The sequence below is a fragment of the Bradyrhizobium sp. Ash2021 genome (assembly GCF_031202265.1).
Lineage (GTDB): Bacteria > Pseudomonadota > Alphaproteobacteria > Rhizobiales > Xanthobacteraceae > Bradyrhizobium.
The window spans coordinates 8574474-8591552 of the sequence record NZ_CP100604.1; the positions used below are offsets into that span (position 1 = coordinate 8574474).

At 60.9% G+C, this 17079-nt stretch carries 19 protein-coding genes; 8 read left to right on the forward strand and 11 right to left on the reverse strand.

Going from position 1 to position 17079, the window contains the following annotated elements; genetic code table 11:
- The first annotated feature begins 650 nt into the window (after positions 1–650).
- The 3 genes from NL528_RS41260 to NL528_RS41270 all read left to right on the forward strand — a co-directional run bounded on the left by NL528_RS41260 (position 651) and on the right by NL528_RS41270 (position 5458).
- Positions 651–1106, forward strand: coding sequence for a hypothetical protein (locus NL528_RS41260; protein ID WP_309180060.1), 456 nt, complete (start codon positions 651–653; stop codon positions 1104–1106).
- A gap of 2446 nt (positions 1107–3552) precedes the next feature.
- A complete protein-coding gene (locus NL528_RS41265; RefSeq protein WP_309180061.1) occupies positions 3553–4125 on the forward strand; it encodes a hypothetical protein in 573 nt (190 codons plus the stop codon).
- 340 nt (positions 4126–4465) lie between these two features.
- Positions 4466–5458, forward strand: coding sequence for an alpha/beta fold hydrolase (locus NL528_RS41270; RefSeq protein ID WP_309180062.1), 993 nt, complete (start codon positions 4466–4468; stop codon positions 5456–5458).
- A 198-nt stretch (positions 5459–5656) separates the two neighbouring features.
- Here the strand turns inward: NL528_RS41270 and NL528_RS41275 are convergent, their stop codons facing one another.
- The 4 genes from NL528_RS41275 to NL528_RS47385 all read right to left on the reverse strand — a co-directional run bounded on the left by NL528_RS41275 (position 5657) and on the right by NL528_RS47385 (position 7595).
- On the reverse strand, positions 5657–6103 hold the full coding sequence (locus NL528_RS41275; RefSeq protein ID WP_309180063.1) for a hypothetical protein: 447 nt from the start codon (positions 6101–6103) through the stop codon (positions 5657–5659).
- The gene (locus tag NL528_RS41280; protein WP_309180064.1) at positions 6100–6399 is read right to left on the reverse strand and encodes a hypothetical protein; all 300 of its coding nucleotides are present in this window, start codon (positions 6397–6399) and stop codon (positions 6100–6102) included. Before NL528_RS41280 ends, NL528_RS41275 begins: the two co-directional genes overlap by 4 nt.
- A 250-nt stretch (positions 6400–6649) precedes the next feature.
- Complete coding sequence (locus NL528_RS41285) at positions 6650–6823, reverse strand: hypothetical protein (RefSeq protein WP_309180065.1); 174 nt, start codon at positions 6821–6823, stop codon at positions 6650–6652.
- Positions 6824–7376: 553 nt separating this feature from the next.
- Positions 7377–7595, reverse strand: coding sequence for a hypothetical protein (locus NL528_RS47385; protein ID WP_375143942.1), 219 nt, complete (start codon positions 7593–7595; stop codon positions 7377–7379).
- A gap of 138 nt (positions 7596–7733) precedes the next feature.
- On the opposite strand from NL528_RS47385, the gene NL528_RS41295 reads away from it, so the two are divergent.
- Positions 7734–8009 (forward strand): hypothetical protein, encoded by a 276-nt coding sequence (locus NL528_RS41295; RefSeq protein WP_309180067.1) that lies wholly within the window; start codon positions 7734–7736, stop codon positions 8007–8009.
- Positions 8010–8011: 2 nt separating this feature from the next.
- Here the strand turns inward: NL528_RS41295 and NL528_RS41300 are convergent, their stop codons facing one another.
- The 6 genes from NL528_RS41300 to NL528_RS41325 form a co-directional block, all read right to left on the reverse strand.
- Positions 8012–8671 (reverse strand): hypothetical protein, encoded by a 660-nt coding sequence (locus tag NL528_RS41300; protein WP_309180068.1) that lies wholly within the window; start codon positions 8669–8671, stop codon positions 8012–8014.
- Between the two features lie 170 nt (positions 8672–8841).
- Positions 8842–9048 (reverse strand): hypothetical protein, encoded by a 207-nt coding sequence (locus tag NL528_RS41305; RefSeq protein WP_309180069.1) that lies wholly within the window; start codon positions 9046–9048, stop codon positions 8842–8844.
- Positions 9049–9412: 364 nt separating this feature from the next.
- On the reverse strand, positions 9413–9874 hold the full coding sequence (locus NL528_RS41310) for a DUF3237 domain-containing protein (RefSeq protein ID WP_309180070.1): 462 nt from the start codon (positions 9872–9874) through the stop codon (positions 9413–9415).
- 4 nt (positions 9875–9878) lie between these two features.
- Positions 9879–11204 carry a TRAP transporter permease gene (locus NL528_RS41315; protein ID WP_309180071.1) on the reverse strand — a complete coding sequence of 442 codons (1326 nt, stop codon included), beginning with the start codon at positions 11202–11204 and terminating at the stop codon, positions 9879–9881.
- 5 nt (positions 11205–11209) lie between these two features.
- Complete coding sequence (locus NL528_RS41320; protein WP_074273010.1) at positions 11210–11719, reverse strand: TRAP transporter small permease; 510 nt, start codon at positions 11717–11719, stop codon at positions 11210–11212.
- A 294-nt stretch (positions 11720–12013) separates the two neighbouring features.
- Entirely contained in the window at positions 12014–13030 is a 1017-nt protein-coding gene (locus tag NL528_RS41325; protein ID WP_309180072.1) for a TRAP transporter substrate-binding protein, read from the reverse strand.
- A 134-nt stretch (positions 13031–13164) separates the two neighbouring features.
- Between NL528_RS41325 and pobA the strand changes: the two genes are divergently transcribed.
- The 3 genes from pobA (at position 13165) to NL528_RS41340 (ending at position 15330) form a co-directional block, all read left to right on the forward strand.
- On the forward strand, positions 13165–14334 hold the full coding sequence (gene pobA, locus NL528_RS41330; protein ID WP_309180073.1) for a 4-hydroxybenzoate 3-monooxygenase: 1170 nt from the start codon (positions 13165–13167) through the stop codon (positions 14332–14334).
- Positions 14335–14464: 130 nt separating this feature from the next.
- On the forward strand, positions 14465–14647 hold the full coding sequence (locus tag NL528_RS41335; RefSeq protein ID WP_309180074.1) for a hypothetical protein: 183 nt from the start codon (positions 14465–14467) through the stop codon (positions 14645–14647).
- Between the two features lie 212 nt (positions 14648–14859).
- The gene (locus tag NL528_RS41340) at positions 14860–15330 is read left to right on the forward strand and encodes a PaaI family thioesterase (protein ID WP_309180075.1); all 471 of its coding nucleotides are present in this window, start codon (positions 14860–14862) and stop codon (positions 15328–15330) included.
- A gap of 84 nt (positions 15331–15414) precedes the next feature.
- On the opposite strand, the gene NL528_RS41345 is transcribed toward NL528_RS41340, so the two are convergent.
- Entirely contained in the window at positions 15415–16308 is an 894-nt protein-coding gene (locus NL528_RS41345) for a LysR family transcriptional regulator (RefSeq protein ID WP_309180076.1), read from the reverse strand.
- Between the two features lie 119 nt (positions 16309–16427).
- Here NL528_RS41345 and NL528_RS41350 point away from each other — a divergent pair, with 119 nt between their 5' ends.
- The gene (locus tag NL528_RS41350) at positions 16428–17060 is read left to right on the forward strand and encodes a pyridoxamine 5'-phosphate oxidase family protein (protein ID WP_309180077.1); all 633 of its coding nucleotides are present in this window, start codon (positions 16428–16430) and stop codon (positions 17058–17060) included.
- The last annotated feature ends 19 nt before the right edge of the window (positions 17061–17079 follow it).

Here is a 17079-nt window from a genome sequence, read left to right on the forward strand (position 1 = left end):
TTTTTCGACCTTGGGAGGCTGGGCCATGAAATGTAGCAAGCGGTTGTTTGCCGTCGTCTTCGTGCTTTTCGCGCTCCTGCTGTCATTTAGTACGGGAACACTCAATGCGCGCGACGCCGATCTCGACTCCCTCATCATTGCGGCGGCTCAGACCGCTAATCAGCAATGCATAAGTACCTGCCGTGCGCGATATCACGACTGCCGGTCCTTGAAGCAAATACCATTTTCCGAGTGTCGGGGCATTTACCAGGATTGCACCCGCTACACCTGTAGTGCTGGTGCAGCTGGTCGACCGTCTTGGTCAGGGTTTCCGAGGTAATTGATCGCGAAGGCCGCCCGCGCTTCTCGCCCGTGCTGAGGAGGTGATCGAGTAGGGCCTACTTGCGCCATGGCACGTTTGCGACATGCCAACTGCATCGAGCGATGTCCGCTTTCAGGGGTAACCGGGAAGACATGTGCTCATGCTGAGTTCTTCTGACTTTGACCGATTGCGGAAGTGGTCGGCGTCAAGGGCGAGCGCCATAAACCTTCGTATCGTTTCCGTGACACCTTTAGATGCCGGACGATAACCTGCGTTCAATTGAGCCGCTGATCGCGATCATCTTAGGCTGCATGCGTTGGAAAAGCGCACAGGCTCATGAAGTGCGACGGTGAAAAAAGATGATCGACGAACAGCGACGATAATACCCAGAGGAGACTCCAATGTCGTTGTTCAATCTCTTCTGCCTATCAGAACGATCGGATCATTTCGTTGGAAAAAATCCGCGGCCAACTCGATTTCTGAGGACATGAACAAGGCGAAATTCGTCAGAGCGCTGCTTCGCGGCTCGCCCAAACGGAGATCCACGATGTTGAATGGAGCAAATACGATGCGTTCCCTTTTGGCCCTAGGCCTGTTGATAACCCTGTGTGCTTCTGCAAGTGCCGCGACGGTGCATCACCCGCGACATCATGTTATCGGCCGCTCTAGCGAAGGTTTCCTGGGTTACTCTGTTCCGCGCTGGGCGTATGCAGGGGCTGGCCCTGCGGCCCACTACGACGACACCCCTAGCTACGACGATCCGTCCAAGTTTGGCGGCTCAGCGGCGTTGCCCGTTGAGAACTAGACATAGGAAATGCCGGCAAGTCCCGCAGGCACGCAGTTGTCGTTGTTCAATCTCTTCTGCAGAACGATCTAATCATTTCGTTGGAAAAACTCCGCGGCCAGATGGATTCTGAGGACATGAACAACGGCAGGTGTCGCTTCGAGCGTCAACTAACTTGTGAGCACCCAAGGGAAAGGAGTTATGGCCATTGAATTGCGAGGAACTGGGGGAGCAGCAAACTTCTGCTTCTGGCACTTAACGGACCTGACAGGTTCGGTCGACCATGTCGGCTCTTGGGGGCAAAGCTGACTTGGCGCTTGCGAGCCCGGACTTCTGAGTTTGACCCAAAGCGGTCCTCAGCCACTCACTCCCGTTTGCATTTTGGCCGTCCGGAGCCCTGGGAGGGCCGCCAGGCGGCCCTTTTGGTTTCTAGGGATGTACTCACAAAGGCGCAGATGTCGGCTTGTGGGGATAAGCTGAAATTTTCTGCTCAATCGGTGCATTACCGGCTTTGACCCTTGCACGGCCAATCTCGACCATGCACACGGCCAAGACCCAAAGCGTTCGCCAGCCACAACGGAACCGTTTCCTCTTGAGGCCCATAGCTTATTACCGGCACTACGGGCCCGCCGCACGGATCGACCCGGTCGTCCTCAGGGCGATAACGATATCGTGGAACAATATAGTAATCCCAGTAAGGAGCTGTCCTTACCACGGGCACCCTGATGACAGGCCTTTCCCGTGGTTCACGAACGACTTTGGCGTTCTGCGCATGCGCTGCAACACTAAACGTCCCCAGGTTACACAGCACCAGGGCCGTTCCGAGAGCGAACGGTACGGTCATTATCCTCATGCCTTGGCCTCCTTGCCACACACAGCCTGGACCCAACTCGGACATACGGCGACGTTCGACTTCGCGCCGCTGTTGAGGGTATATCGGACATCAAAGGCACCTGATCCGCAACGTCTCATTTTATGAAGACTGGCGGCCCATCTGGCTTGGCGAAGCCGCGCGGCCCTGGGGCGCCTTGCCGCCGACGATCCAGCGCATTGCAGGATCGTGACGAAGACGTTCGGCATCGTTCCCATTCTCGTAGCCAGCACATGCGATATGCGATTATCTGGTTTTCGCTGGCAGGCTTGCTGCTGATCGCGTTTGCCGTCTCGCTGCGCGGCCGTCTGCCTGCCCCTTCCTGATGTCGGCTTCCGGACACTTAACGGACCTGACAGGTTCGGTCGACCATTTCGGTTCCTGGGGGCAAAGCTGACTTGGCGCTTGCGAGCCCCGACTTCTGAGTTTGACCCGTTGCAGAAGTGGGGGCGCGGGAGCGTTACCCCCTATGCCGAGCACCGCAGTAACATGAACGTTATCAACATTTCCGCTAAAAAGTTGGAGCCTTGATCTGGGTCAAGCATTGACGTTGGTTGTGCACAACGGAGAAAACCCATGAAACATGCACGAAAGACTGCCCTTGCAGCTTCTGCCTTTACGTGTGCGGCATTGCTGTCCTTCGGTTGGTCTGAGCAAGGCGGCATCTCGCTGTCAATCGAGAGCGCCCAGGCGCGGGTGGGTCGCCCGCTGACCCCCGTGAGCGTTGCGGGTGTTGCGCGCCGGCAGACGCGGCGGGCTGTTTACGGCGCCGGAGGTACGGTCGGCATGGGGCGTTATGGAGGCGGCCCGAACGACAGAGGCGGCTTGGTTGGCGGCGACGACCCCGGTACCTACGCAGGCGCCGCAGCGGTCGGCACGGCTGCCGCGATCGGCACGGCTGGCGCGGTCGCGGCCACCTCACCTAACTGGGGATGGGGAGGCAACCCCTACCAAACAGGCACAGGTTACTACGCAGGTGGTCCTTACTACGGTGGGAGTGTTCGGGGCGCCAACGCGGCCTACTACGGCGGTTACCCGTCCGCAGCGTGGGGCGGTGTGAGTAGCAGCGACCGCGCCCTGTATATCAAAAATCTACACGACTCGGGGTATGACCCGAAGGGTAACTTCAACGCGAACGGGACCATCAGGACGAATTAGCGTCTGGTCTCGTCGTTCAATTAGTAGCACCCCTCACTACGCAGTGAGGGCCTACTATGCGGGCGACCCCTGGTACGGCTGCAGCGGGTGGGATGACTACCAGGCGCGCAACGCCCATCGCGTGCAAGCCCGGTACCTTGACCAAGCTTGACGACGGACAGATGTACGCCTGCCAGTGAGCATACGAAAGATGAAACGAGGCGGCTCCAAAGCCGCCTCGGAGCGCGTCGTCAGACCGAGGTCGCCGTCAACACATAAGTCCGAGTTGGTATGTCTGAGACATGCCGCCGTGGTCGCTCTATATCCGTTGTTGGGGGCAGAGCGGAAAACATATGCTCCCATTGAGCTTTTCAGCTTTTGACCCCATTGCTGACTTCACCTGGCAGGAATATCCTCTCGTGGTCGGATCGTTCCACGCTCTCGCCGTGGGAGGTCACCATGTTTGAGGTTGACCAGTTCGTGGCCGACTGTCGCGCAGCCTTTGCCGAAGATCCAACGCACAAGTCGGTACGGGAGGTACTGGCACGTGCGGTATCTGATCCTGTCGGTGTCCTCAAGGGATTAGGCGAGCCAAAGCGTGCTGAAATCCGTACGCTGTTTCACTCGCCTTCTCTCACAATCATCAATGTCGTATGGGCACCGATGATGACGGTGATGCCCCACAATCATCGCATGTGGGCCGTAATCGGCATCTATTCGGGTCGGGAGGACAACATCTTCTGGCGGCGTGTTCGTGAAACGCCAAATAAGATCGAGGCGGTTAGTGCCAAAGCACTATGCGAGGGAAGCGCCGAACCGTTGGGCACCGACATCATCCACTCGGTTCTTAACCCGATCGATCGGCTGACCGGTGCTATCCACATCTATGGCGGAGACTTTTTCGGCGCCGAGCGAAGCGAGTGGGACTCTCTGACCCTGCTTGAGCATCACTCCGACGGCGAACGAACCCGACGCATGTTCGAAGAAGCCAACGCTCGTTTCGAGGCAAGCAAGCGCGTCCTTGGAAGCTGAAGCGCGCGGATGCGGGCCGATCACCGCTCGTGGCACCAACCGGATCAAACGGGCCGGTCAGATGATGTCCGTTGATCGGGGAAGACCGGAAGTGGCTGGCGGATGGTCGAAGTGACGCGAATGACCCCCGAAGCGGACATCGGCTGAGTCCGGTTGTGCCATTTCCCGCTCGACGGCCAGCGAAAAGTGCTAGGTTTTTGCGTGGGGGGACGCACGGGACATTTGTCAAATGGATCGATATCCAGGAGGTCAATTCCCCTATGCGGCGTTCTTCTGGCCTGCGCTCGCCGCTGCATCAGCCGCAGAAACCGCCTCGTCCGTCGCAGCGCATCTTCTGGGATTGTCGGCCGATGCGGATGGCGCCCGCACTGCGCAAGAGCCGGAAGGAGCCACGCCAAGCAGGATTGCGCTGGAGCTGCGTACAGTCCGGCTCCGTGACTTTACTGTGGTCAACAGCGGCGTTCCCACCCTGCTGTGCCCACCGCTCGCGCTGCATGGAGCCGCTATTGCCGACCTTGCAGCCGGACACAGTCTCGTTGCCGCTCTCCGTGGTGCCGGAATCGAACGACTGTTTGTGGCCGATTGGCGCTCAGCCAGCGCTGACATGCGATTTCTCGGAATTGACGAATATCTCGCCGAGCTCAATGTCCTTGTCGATCATGTCGGTGGCCTGGTTGATCTCGTGGGGCTGTGCCAGGGGGGCTGGTTATCCCTGGTCTATGCGGGACGATTCCCAGCCAAGGTACGCAAGCTTGTCATGGCCGGCGCGCCGGTTGATATTGCTGCGCAGCAATCCGGTTTGTCGGCGATCGCCGAGGCGACTCCCCTGATCATGTTTGAGAGCCTGGTGAATTTCGGCGACGGTCGCGTTATCGGCCGCAATATCGCGCCGTTTTGGGGCAACGAGACTGACCCAAACGATATTCGCGAATCTCTCCAGATCCTTCAGCCGATCGGCTCGGCAGAATTCACGCGGCTCGAAGCCATCTTCAAGAACTGGAACTCCTGGACGATCGACGTTCCCGGAAAATACTATCTCGAAGTTGTCGAGAAGCTATACAAGCGCAACGAACTCGCCCGCGGAAGCTTCGTCGCCCTCGGGCAAAGGATCGACCTCTCGCGGCTGCTGCTTCCGATGTATCTTCTGGCCGGGAGCGCCGACAACGTGGTCGCCCCGGAACAATTGCTCGCCGTGGAGCGGCTGGTGGGAACGCAGCCGGAATCTCTTCGCCACGCGGTCGCCCCGTGCGGTCATCTAAGCCTGTTCATGGGGAGGCGGACGCTTGAAGCGTATTGGCCGGGAATTGTGCGTTGGATGAAGGAAGCCGCTTGAACGAGCATGGCCACTTCCGCTGATGAACCCAAACCGACATTCCGGGCGCATCTCCCCCGGCGCCGACCAGCAACTCCCGCGTCCCCTCGCCGGCGCCGCTCATCGCTTCGACGGCGTTGATGATCAAGTTGAAGATCACCTGTTGCGGCTGGATCCGATCGCTGTGTGCCGGCATTGATGCTTGCGCGGACACGCAATCTAGGGCGGCTTCATCGACTGAGCGGCTGCCAGACGGTTATGTGGGTGCACATGGATGACGCCGCCGTGCGGACTATCAAGATCGGCGATCAGAAAAAACGCGATGGATACGACGACCGGAAGGATGAACAGGAAGAGTTCCCCTTTGCGACGCTCGCCATAGCCGACCAGGAGGTTACAAGCGACTGCCATCAGGGCCATCATCGCCCATGCGCCGACGGGTATCCGGTTCCACCAGGCAGCCTTCGTGTAGCCCTGCGAATTGAGCACATCGTTCATGCCGGAGATCGCAAGCGCCGTCGTCGGGGTGGGGTGGCTGGTCGCTGCAGGGCTCACCACAACCCAAAGCGCGTCTTGTACACTTGCCGTCCGTTGTCCAATTTCCGCAGCGATACGCGTGTCGCTTTCTTCATAGAAAGCAATGCGCAGATCGAGATATTTCCTCAATAATTCGCGCGTGCGCGCACCGGTGTCCCCCGGCAACAGATCGGCACGCAGATATTCCGTGCCGATGGCATTGGCTTCGGCCTCCTCCAGGGTCTTGCGCTGGTCGTAGCGGCAAAGCCGATGATCAGCGCGAGAAGCGTGAAGGTCGCAGCCTGGACGGTGTTAAAATCGTGACGTTCACCCTGCCTGAAAACATGCGCACGCTTGCGAAGGACATCGCCGATATAGGCCGCAAGACCTTGCGCAAGGAGGGCGAGCGCGAAGACGGCAAACGGACTATCGAAAGGGGCGGACATCTACCGGTCCGATGGGGAAATAAGGGCGGAGCCGCGCCGGACGTTTTCCGCTTTTCTTGCTCCCGGCCAAGGTGGACCCTATCGACCGCCCGGCCTTGACCTAGGTCAATCAAGATTTAGCGGATCAAACCGCCGAACTCACCGAACTTCGGGACTGCCTTCTGACTTGGCCCTGCCCAAGTCAAGTTGTCGACTGCAACCATGCTTCGCACTTTTCGCCTGCGCGGGCGGATGAACAACCCGCGGAGGTTCAACTGCGCTTGCGTCGGTTCTGATCGAGCCGCAGTCTCTGCGCTCTCATGCGCTTTATTTCTTCGTTCAGCGCATCCGTCTTTTCATCGAGCGTCGCAGTTTTCGATTTCGCCTCGCTTTCACGCAGCTTTTTGAGGGCTTTCTCAACGGAGAGTTTCGTGGTTTCAGCCATGATAACCCCTCAATTCAAGACACACTGATAAGCGCGCCGCTAGCGGTCGCAAATCGTTCGGCCTCGATGTCGACGTGTGCTCGCACCCCGATGACGGAGCCAAACAACCTCGTCGAGAGCGCGCACGGTCCTGTACTTTGAGTGCACACCACTCGACATGAGATCACGGATTTCTGCTGCGCACCATTGTCCTCACGGGCTGCTAATAGGGCAGCGGCGCTGCCTGTTCCGCACCCACCAAAGCACCGGTCAATCGACAGACCGCGGAACTTCGGCGGTGAGGCCCTGCTGCGCCGCGGTCCACCAAGCTCATGAGCACATCAGTACGGGTACTGTCGTTGCGGGCACACCCAATTGCCATAGGTGTCATAGGAGCAGTTATTATTGTAGTTATTGTAATAGCCATAGGCTCCCGCTGCTGCGGCTCCGGCGGCTGCACCATAAGCTGCACCGCGCCAACCCGGATAATACCCTCCCGGGTAACCAGCAATCGGACGGCCCGGGCGTCCAGCAATCGGACGGCCAGGGTAGCCCGGTCGACCCGGACGGCCCGCTATCGGATGCGTCGGCCGAACACCTCCTGCGACGCGATAGCCGTGTCCGCCGTGAATACGCCCGGCGTGAACGGCACCGCCGTGGAAGCCACCAGCGCGCATGCCGCCTCCGTGAAATCCTCCGCCTCGAAACCCACCACCGCCACCGCCGCGACGAGCAAAGGCGTCGTCGGGAACGAGGCTGGCGCTAACCAGAACGAGCGCTGCCACAGCAGCAAGAATGTAGCGAAGCATGGCGTTCCTCCGTTATTTTGGGGTGCCGTGCATTGTTCAATGCGATGCCGCGCATATCGGCACCCGGCGATAAATTTCGCCTCCCACCGAGTTCCGAATTGACCTAGATCAAACCCCTGTCATTGATCCCTCACGTACCCGATCGGGACGGTGCCCTCGCAGCCATCCGCGCTGCCGTCAACGATGCGGACAAATGCGGTTCGGTAACCGCTGCGGAGAACTTCTATTTTGCCGCCTTGGGGCGCCTTGCATGTCCGCAAAGGCTCGATCGCGCTTTCTTTGAAAATGCCGGCGCTCGCCAACCTGTTGAAGCGACGCAGCGCATCGGCACCCCTAAAAACTCCAACCGTCGCCGCGCCAAGGCCTCGGGCAGCCTCACCTTCGCTGCGATGCAGTAGCGCTATGGCGGCAGACCGTCCGTCGAAATTGGCGCAGCTTCCCTGTCTCGCAGGATGGTCAGGCTGACCAACAAGACCCACAACGGAAACACGAGCAGGCCCCAACTGAAATAGGAGCTTCCAATCAGGAGTACGACCGCAATGACGTATCCCCCGATTGCGAGCCAACGCGGCGTCAGACGGGTGTAGATGGCAATGGTCGACGTCGTGATCATGAAGACCGCCGCGGTCTTGACCAGGTAAATGTTGATCATCCCGTAGGCCAAGCCGCGACTGAAATGAAACGTGGCGGAGTGGACAAGCGCTTCGGGCGCCGCATGGAACGCGACAATGATCGCGCCAACGACCGCAGCGGCAGCGAACAGCATAGCTAACAGCAAAAATCCGCTGCCCAGGAACACCGTCGCGAAAAATCGGTCTTCGCGGGCACCAAGTCTGTCACGAAGCACTCCCACGAACCAAAGAAAGGCTACCCCCGCGAAAGGCACAAGGTTCATGGCGAGCGCCACATACGTCGTATCCTCCGCGAGCCAGGCACCCGGCTCAAAGGGATCAGACGGCACCGAAAGCCGCATGAGCCCGAACACGGCGAACAACAGCACCGAAAATATGATACCCGCGAAGGCTGCGGCCCTTGGGGTTCTCAGATAGGCGCCGGTCAAACTCGGTTGGCTCGAAATCATCGCGAAACTCCCACGGGACGGTTTCAGACACTGTCGTGGATGAGAGAGGCGTCGCGTTGGATCGTGCCAGCCTGGCCTGGATGCGAGGCATCGAGTGCCGAAGAGCGGGCGCGCATCGGTAGATTGCCATTAACCGGCTGACACGAGCGTCAAGATCGCGCCGGCTGAGCGTCAGGTGGTTTCTTCACGATCTGGAAGCCCCCAGCGTCCAGTTCCCGCATTATCACTCTGGTCAGATACGCGCATTCCTCCGGCATGATCCAGTTGGGGCTTCTCCACTCCGGATCGCCTTCTTTCGGGTAGCTGTCAAAGGCCGAACGAATGGCAGCCATTATGACATCCGCTGCTTCCGACATTGGGACCTCCATTCGTTGACAGCAAAGGCAATCGCCACAACCAACGGCTTGATCTATGTCAAGCTGACGGCCTTCGCCGCTTGTCATCGCGCATCAATGGCGTACGCCGCCAGGCGTTCGGACAAGCCGGCGGCGTCTGCCGCAAGAGGCTCGGGCCAGATCGTCTGCAATGTGCGGCGCTGCCGGCCGATCAAAAAAGGGATGTCGCGTCGAAATCGTCGGCGCGTTCAACGAAGAAGCCTGCAACTGGCGAACGCGGCGGGTTCGAGCAGCGATCCCTTGCTCGCTTCGCGAGCCGCGGGTCGGTCATGGCAACTCCGTCCGCACTTCAGTCGGGAGGCAACCGGGGCGCCGAGCCGGAAACTTACAGCACCTGATGCACGTCGATAACGACGCGGTCGGCGTGGCGGGCGGCTGACGCCACGAACAGGTTTTCCATCAGCCAGCGGTATTTTTCGGCCCCGGTCTCGAATTTCGGCACGGTGCGGCAATAGATCAGCTTTGGATCGACCGGCTCGCCGCGCTTGAGCTTCTGCAGCAGTTCGACCGGCCCGAACCGAATGCCCTTGTTCTCGACATAGACCACCGCGCCGTCATCGGTCTCGAAGGCGTATTTGGCCTCGAGCTCGATCAGCTCGTTCGGCCGGATGATCTGAAAATCCGCACCGAACGCGCAGACTTTTCCGTTGATGCCTTCGCCCCGCACCTCACCGCCGGTGATCGGGATGATGCGGCGAACGCCATGACCGGTCTCGCCGGCGGTCGTCACTTCGCCGACGCGGGCGGTGATGGTGAAGACGTATCTGGTTTCGAGCACGGGCGTCATCGCGCTAATGAACCCCCGACATCATGCGTTGCGGCAGCCAGGTCGCCAGCAACGGAAAGGCGATCAGGATGACCAGACGAATGAGGTCGGTCGCCACGAACGGCAGCACGCCCTTGAAGATCGTGGAGAACGACACGTCCTTGACGACGCTCTTGATGACAAAGACGTTCATGCCGACCGGCGGATGGATCAGGCCAAGCTCCACCGTCATCACGATGATGACGCCGAACCAGATCGGGTCGAAGCCGAGATGCGAGATCACCGGAAAGATGATCGGGACCGTCAGGATGATCATCGCCATCGCGTCCATCAGGCAGCCGAGCACCAGATACATCACCATGATCAGCGCCAGCACGCCGTAGGGGCCGAGCCCGAGGCCGGTCAGAAACTCCGTCACCTTTTGCGGGGTCTGCGTCACCGTGAGGAAATATCCGAAGATCAAGGCGCCGATCAGCACGGTGAACACCGCGGCCGCGGTGCGGGTCGCCTGCAACAGCGAATTGAGGATTTTTTCCTTGTCGAGCCGTCCGGTGAGCAGGCCGATCAGGAACGCCCCGGTGGCGCCGACGCCGCCGGCTTCGGTCGGCGTAAAGCGCGGCAGGAAGGGCAGCCCGTAAAGCCCGCCGATCACGAACACGAACAGCAGCACCGGCGCCCAGATATTTTTCAGGCCCGCGAAGCGTTCGCGCCAGCTGGTTTGCGGACCGGTCGGCAGAAAACCCGGCCGCAAATATCCGATCAGCGCGATCGTGATCATGTACATGGTCATCGCGAGCAGGCCGGGAATGATGCCGGCGATGAACAGTTTTCCGATGTCCTGCTCGGTGATGATGCCGTAGACCGCAAGCACGGTGGACGGCGGCAGCATCGCCCCCAGCGTGCCGCCGGCCGCGATCACGCCGGTGGCAAAGGACTGCGGATAGCCGAAGCGCCGCATCTCGGGATACGCGACGGCCGAGAACGTCGCGGCGGTCGCGACCGACGAGCCGCAGATCGCGGCAAAGCCGCCGCACGCCGCCACCGTGGCAATGCCGAGCCCGCCGCGCAAATGTCCGACAAAGCCGTTGGCGGCGCGGAACAGTTCGCGGCTCATGCCGGAATTGCTGACCAGCGTGCCCATCAGCAGGAACATCGGAATCACGCCGAAGGTGTAGTCGGTCACCGTGCGCATCGAGGTCTGGCCGACCAGTTTCAGCGCCGGCGAGAAGCCGACGAGATAACCGAAGCCGGTGACGCCGACGAGGCCCATCGCCATGCCGACCGGCACGCGCAGCAGCATCAGGGTGAACAGTGCAATGAAGCCGAGAACGGCGACGGCGTCGGTGCTCATGCCGCCTACTCCACAGTCTTGATCTTGGGATCGTGCATCAGATCCGGGTAGAAAATCAGCCGGTAGGTGCGGATCGCGATCAGCAAGACCGCGGACACGTCGCCGGCCCAGGCGACGGCGAAGAACGGCCAGGTCGGCATGTGCATCTCGAAGGTGAGGACGTTGTCGTAATAGGTGCCGCGCACCTTGTCGAACAGCGTCCAGGTCTGCACCGTCACCACGAACAGCAGCACCAGCGTCGCGAACACGTCGATCCAGCGCTGGTATTTCGGGCTGACATTGGCCCAGATCAGATCGACGGTGATGTGGCCGCCGCGATAGGAGGTGGCGGCGATGCCCCAGAAGATCAGGATGCCGAGCAGCATGCGCCCGATATCGAAGGAGTCCGGGATCGCGTAGTTGAGCGTATTGCGCAGGATCACCGCGATGAAGATGTTGAGCGCCACGATGCCGACGAAGCCGGCGGCGATCCATTCGATCGTGTCGATAAAGCGATCCATAGACGCGCGATTCATGTCCCGAACATCCTGTTGCTCAACATCATTTGGTCGGCGAGGTCTGGCACCGTTACCTCTCCCGCTTGCGGGGGAGGCACAGGCCGCCTTCGGCGGCCGCTCTTGAACAGGAACGCCGAAGCGAAGCTTCGGCTATGGCGCAGCGCCGGGTGGGGGCTCTCTCCACTCGAACAGTCTGACTCGCGTCGGCACCCCCACCCGTAGCCGATGCTTCGCATCGGCGTTCTCAATCAAGGACGGCGGCCGTAGGCCGCCTACGCCTCCCCCGCAAGCGGGAGAAGGAGAGGAGCCTCGCTACTGCGCGAGCGCGTCGTATTTGGTCAGCGACGCGCGAAGTTCGGCCATCGCGGCGTCCGGATCGACGCCACTCTTTTTCACGCCATCGCCCCAGCTCTTGACCAGCGGCTCGGCGGCCTTCTTCCACAGTGCGGTCTGGTCCGGCGTCAGCTTGTAGATCTCGTGACCTTCCTCGGCCCTGACCTTCTCGATACCGGCGTCTTCGAATTTGCCCCAGGGCTCGCCGACGCGGCCGGCGGCTTCAGTGTTGCAATTGTCGTCGATCGCCTTTTTCTGGCGGTCGGACATCTGGTTGTATTTGTCCTTGTTCATGACAAAGGCGAAGGTGGTGACGTAGAGCGGCGCATCCATGTGATACTTGGTCACCTTGTCGATGCCGAACAGCACCAGCGACCCCCACGGAAAGGTGACGGCGTCGGCGACGCCGCGCTCGATGATGTCGCGGACCTCCGGCGCGGAGGATTGCACATTGGTGCCGCCGAGCTGGGTGATGAACGTCGCCATCGTAGCGTGCGCGGGGCGGATCTTCATGCCCTTGACGTCGTCGGGCACGACGATTTTCTTGGTCCGGGAGTGGAACGACGAGGGCGAATGGATGAAGGCCAGGCAGAACTTGACGTCCTTCATCTCCTTCTCGGCATATTTCCGGTACCAGGCGTCAAGCGCCATCGAGCCGCCCTTGGCGTCCGACATCAGGAACGGCAACTCGCCGGCGCCGATGATCGGGAAGCGGCCGGGCTGATAGCCCGGATTGATGTAGGTGACGTCGGCGATGCCGTCGCGCGCCATGTCATAATGGTCGAACGCCTTGCCGAGCTGCTGGGCGGGGAAGACCTTGGACTTGATGGTGCCGCCAGATGCCTTCTCGACCGCGGCTCCCCAGTCTTCCAGCGCCTTTTGCAGCGGGTGCGACGCCGGCACCCAGTGCGACAGCTTCAGCTCGAAGGTTTTTTCCTGCGCGAACGCGGGCGTCACGCTGGCGGCCAGCAGCAACGCCAAGAACGTCTTCCTCATCGACATCTTCTCCCTCTTGTCAGACCTTTGACGGCCTTTTGCAATTATTGTTATATGTTATAATCATCATTGCAAGCTGACGACAGCCCGCAAGCCGGTTAAGTTCAAGCCTATAATATCGGGGGGAGCAAGTATTGCGGACAAAAGTAGCAATCATTGGCGGGGGGCCAGCCGGACTGTTGCTTGGGCAACTACTTCATGCCTACGGCATTGACAACCTGATTCTCGAGCGCCAGACGCCGGAATACGTGCTCGGCCGCATTCGCGCCGGCCTGCTCGAAGAGGGCACCGTGGCGCTGCTCGACCAGGTCGGCGCCGGCGCGCGCGCCCATCGCGAGGGCCTCATCCACCACGGCGTGGAGCTGGCCTTCGGCGGCGCGCGGCATCGCATCGACATGCATGCCCCGACCGGCAAGACGGTGATGATCTACGGCCAGACCGAGGTGACGCTCGACCTGATGAACGCGCGCAAGGCCGCCGGCCTCACCACGGTCTATCAGGCCGCCGGCGTCGAACCGCATGATTTCGACAGCGACCATCCGCGCGTCAGCTACGTCAAGGACGGCGTTGCCTGCGAGATCGCCTGCGACTTCATTGCCGGCTGCGACGGATTTCATGGCGTCAGCCGCGCCAGCGTCAAACCCTCGGCGATCCAGACCTTCGAGCGGATCTATCCGTTCGGCTGGCTCGGCATCCTGTCGGAGACGCCGCCGGTCAGCCACGAGCTGATCTATTCCAACCATGCGCGGGGATTTGCGCTCTGCACCATGCGCTCGGCCCACCGCAGCCGCTATTACGTGCAATGCCCGCTCGACGATCAAATCGATCAATGGCCGGACCAGCGGTTCTGGGACGAGTTGAAGAGCCGGCTGGACCAGAAGGCGGTCGACGAACTCGTCACCGGGCCGTCGATCGAGAAGAGCATTGCGCCGCTGCGCAGCTTCGTCGCCGAGCCGATGCGGTTCGGGCGGATGTTTCTGGCCGGCGACGCCGCGCATATCGTGCCGCCGACCGGCGCCAAGGGATTGAACCTCGCCGCCAGCGACGTGCATTATCTCTCGCAAGCATTGCGCGAATATTACGACGGGAAATCCTCCGCCGGCATCGACGGTTATTCGGCGAGAGCGCTGGCGCGGGTCTGGAAGGCGGTGCGGTTCTCGTGGTGGATGACCTCGATGCTGCACCAATTTCCCGATCAGGGCGAATTCGGCGCGCGGATCCAGTTGGCCGAGCTGGATTACCTGGTCAGCTCGAAAGCCGCGTCCGCCTCGCTGTCGGAGAATTATGTGGGGCTGCCGCTTTAGCTGGTCTACGTGGCTCCAACACGCACTGTCGTCATTGCGAGGAGCGTTAGCGACGAAGCAATCCATTCTTTCTTTGCGTGGCGGGATGGATTGCTTCGCTTCGCTCGCAATGACGTGGCGGGATGCTCGCATGCTGACCCTGTATTTCGCACCCGGCGCGAGTTCGATGGCGGTGCACATCGCGCTGCATGAGATCGGCGTGGCCTTCGAGGGCAAGCCGATGTCGTTCAGCCACGCGCGGATGATGGAACGGCCGGCGGTGCAAAAGACCATCGAAGTTGAAGGCGCGCTTGGATATGAATTGCCGGCGTGATTGCAGCCGTCATTGCGAGGAGCGTTTGCGACGACGCAATCCACACTTGGTTTGCGGCGCTACAGGTTGCTTCGCTTCGCTCGCAATGACGGAAGGGGCAGATCACCGCGTTTCAAACACCCGCCGAAATCCCGTTTAAAACTTTGTAGGCGGTGAAACCGTCACCGAGATCGCGTTCAATGGCGCATGTACCGCCAACACGCGAGCCGCTCATGACAACCGACACGCCCGTCATCACTGACGTTCCCTTGACTGACATTCCCTTGGGCTTTGAACCTCACTTCAGGAAAAGCCCGCTCACCGACCCCTGGGAGCCGCTTTATTCGAAGCGGACCCACAAGGCGGTGATTATCGGATTGCGGCTGGCCAGGCCGCACACCAACGGCCGCGGCCTGATTCACGGCGGACTGATTGCCGCACTCGCCGACAACGCGATGGGCCATAGCTGTGGGCATCGCATGGGTGGCGCGTCGTCGCTGGTGACGATCTCGCTCGCGGTCGACTTCATCGGTACCGCGCAGGTCGGGCAATGGCTCGCGGTCGAGACCGACGTGATCAAGACCGGCAGCACGATCTGCTTCGCGCAAAGCCTGATCAAGGCCGACGACGCCGTGATCGCGCGCGCCAATGGCACGTTCCGGGTGGTTCCGAAAAGAGATGCTGTCGTTCCGGGGCGCGCATAGCGCGAACCTCAAATGCGCAATTGCGCATCGGGGAACCTCGAGATTCCGGGTCTGGTCCTTCGGACCATCCCGGAATGACAGCATTCACCCAAAATGCCAGTCGCTGGTCTCGGTCACGAGATCGATGAAGGTGCGCACCTTGGCCGACAACAGCCGCGACGTCGGATAGACGATGTGGATCGGCAACGGCGGCACCTCGAATTTCGCCAGCACGATTTTGAGCCGCCCTGCCCTGAGTGATTCGGCCGCCTGATAGGCGAACACCCGGGTCAGGCCGCCGCCCTGCTCGGCGTACTGGACCGCGGCATCGGCGCTGTTGGTCGAAAAGCGCGGCGTGCAGGGAACACGGAGTTCGCTTCCGTCCTCGACAAAGCGCCAGTCCGGCGACGCGGTCATGGCGCCGAACTGGATGGTGTCGTGCGCGGCAATGTCCGCAGGCCGCTTCGGCTCGTCGCGGCGTTTCAGATAGTCCTTTGCGGCCACCACGATCCGCCGCATCTCGCCGACGTGACGCCCGACCAGGGTCGAATCCGGAAGGTGACCGATCCGGACCGCAAGATCGACGCCGTCCTCCACCAGATTGATCACGCGATCCGACAGGCGCAGATCGACCGACACCTCCGGATAGCGCTTCAGATAGGCCGTAACGACCGGACTGACGTGCAGCCGCCCGAATCCGACCGGCGCGGAAACCACCAGCCGGCCGCCCGGCCGGGTCTGCTCGCCCTCGGCCGAACTTTCCGCCTCCTCGACATCGGCGAGGATGCGGCGTGCGCGCTCCAGATAGCGCGCCCCGGCATCGGTGAGCGTGACCTGCCGCGTGGTCCGCTGCAGCAGCCGCGCGCCGAGACGATCCTCCAGCGCCGCGACCAGCCGCGTCACGGCGGAAGGCGACAGCCGGAGCTTGCGCGCCGCAGGAGCAAATCCCTGCAGGTCGGCGACGGCGACAAAGGCCTGCATGGCGTCGATCCGGTCCATGGCATTATTTCATATCTTGCAATAGTGAAGTGTCAATTGGCCTGATTGTTTAAATTCCGAAAGGGTCCATTTTGAACGGCAACGAGACCGCTTTGGCACTTCGAATTTGAGGGGTTCAGATGTCAGACCTTCACACCTATTCCAGTGATGTCGCGTTCACCCCGGCGGTGAAGTCGATCCAGACCCGAAGGGGTTCGCGCGACGCCTACGCCCATGCCGAGCAGCGCGGCTGGCGCACCGAGATCGATGCAAACCTCGCCGGTTTTCTGGCGGAAACCAACAGCCTGTATTTTTCGACCGCCAGCGCGGACGGCCAACCCTACATCCAGCATCGCGGCGGCCCGAAGGGTTTCGTCAAAATCCTGGACAAGAACACGATCGCGTTCGCCGACTACAGCGGCAACCGGCAGTACATCACGCAAGGCAACCTCTCGGAAAATCCGAAGGCATATATCTTCGTGATGGATTATGCGCATCGCCGCCGGGTCAAGATCTGGGGCGAGGCGCGCGTGGTCGACGACGATCCGGCGCTGGTGCAATCGCTGATGCCGCAAGGCTACAAGGCGCGGCCCGAGCAAGTGATCCTGTTCCGGATCTCGGCGTGGGATACCAACTGCCCGCAGCACATCCCGCAAAAATTCGACGCCGCCGATGTGGCGGCCGCATTGGCGACGCGCGATGCACGGATTGCCGAACTCGAGGCTGAGCTGGCCGCATTGAAGGGCGGGGTATCCAGCGGGCAGCCCCTCTAAGACGACCACAGAAACCATC

Coding starts and splice junctions, on each gene's coding strand:
- NL528_RS41320 (WP_074273010.1), bottom strand. CDS start 11,719: ATGAATCGCGCGTCTATGGATCGCTTTATCGACACGATCGAATGGATC.
- NL528_RS41350 (WP_309180077.1), top strand. CDS start 16,428: ATGTCAGACCTTCACACCTATTCCAGTGATGTCGCGTTCACCCCGGCG.
- NL528_RS41310 (WP_309180070.1), bottom strand. CDS start 9,874: ATGACGCCCGTGCTCGAAACCAGATACGTCTTCACCATCACCGCCCGC.
- NL528_RS41265 (WP_309180061.1), top strand. CDS start 3,553: ATGTTTGAGGTTGACCAGTTCGTGGCCGACTGTCGCGCAGCCTTTGCC.
- NL528_RS41315 (WP_309180071.1), bottom strand. CDS start 11,204: ATGAGCACCGACGCCGTCGCCGTTCTCGGCTTCATTGCACTGTTCACC.
- NL528_RS41325 (WP_309180072.1), bottom strand. CDS start 13,030: ATGAGGAAGACGTTCTTGGCGTTGCTGCTGGCCGCCAGCGTGACGCCC.
- NL528_RS41340 (WP_309180075.1), top strand. CDS start 14,860: ATGACAACCGACACGCCCGTCATCACTGACGTTCCCTTGACTGACATT.
- NL528_RS41280 (WP_309180064.1), bottom strand. CDS start 6,399: ATGTCCGCCCCTTTCGATAGTCCGTTTGCCGTCTTCGCGCTCGCCCTC.
- NL528_RS41285 (WP_309180065.1), bottom strand. CDS start 6,823: ATGGCTGAAACCACGAAACTCTCCGTTGAGAAAGCCCTCAAAAAGCTG.
- NL528_RS41335 (WP_309180074.1), top strand. CDS start 14,465: ATGCTGACCCTGTATTTCGCACCCGGCGCGAGTTCGATGGCGGTGCAC.
- NL528_RS41305 (WP_309180069.1), bottom strand. CDS start 9,048: ATGTCGGAAGCAGCGGATGTCATAATGGCTGCCATTCGTTCGGCCTTT.
- NL528_RS41345 (WP_309180076.1), bottom strand. CDS start 16,308: ATGGACCGGATCGACGCCATGCAGGCCTTTGTCGCCGTCGCCGACCTG.